Below are 594 nucleotides of genomic sequence, written 5' to 3'. Positions count from 1 at the left end.
ATATTATACTGATATCGTATTTAAACATGCACTTAAACGTAAACTGATTCAGACTGCAGATAGTATCGCCAATGACGGATACAATGATGAGTTAGAATTAGATACGATTTTGAGCGATGCAGAGCGACGTATTTTAGAACTATCATCTACACGTGAGAGTGATGGTTTTAAAGATATTAGAGATGTATTAGGACAAGTGTATGAAACTGCTGAGGAACTCGATCAAAATAGTGGTCAAACACCGGGTATTCCAACAGGTTATAGAGATTTAGACCAAATGACAGCAGGTTTTAACCGAAACGACTTAATCATTTTAGCTGCACGACCATCTGTTGGTAAGACTGCCTTCGCACTTAATATTGCCCAAAAGGTAGCAACACATGAAGATTTATATACAGTAGGTATCTTCTCTCTTGAGATGGGTGCAGACCAATTAGCAACACGTATGATATGTAGTTCAGGTAACGTTGACTCAAACAGATTAAGAACCGGTACAATGACCGAAGAGGATTGGAACCGATTCACGATTGCAGTTGGTAAACTATCTCGAACAAAAATATTTATTGATGATACGCCAGGTATTCGAATCAATGA

Annotated in this window: 1 protein-coding gene; it reads left to right on the top strand. The window is 37.9% G+C overall.

Going from position 1 to position 594, the window contains the following annotated elements; all coding sequences use genetic code 11:
• A partial coding sequence (locus AB840_RS15610; protein WP_048515721.1) for a DnaB-like helicase C-terminal domain-containing protein occupies positions 1-594 on the top strand: 594 nt, incomplete at both ends.

This window comes from Megasphaera cerevisiae DSM 20462, from assembly GCF_001045675.1.
GTDB lineage: Bacteria > Bacillota > Negativicutes > Veillonellales > Megasphaeraceae > Megasphaera > Megasphaera cerevisiae.
The sequence above is the reverse complement of the archived record's forward strand: the minus strand, read 5'-3'. Positions and strand labels throughout refer to the sequence as shown.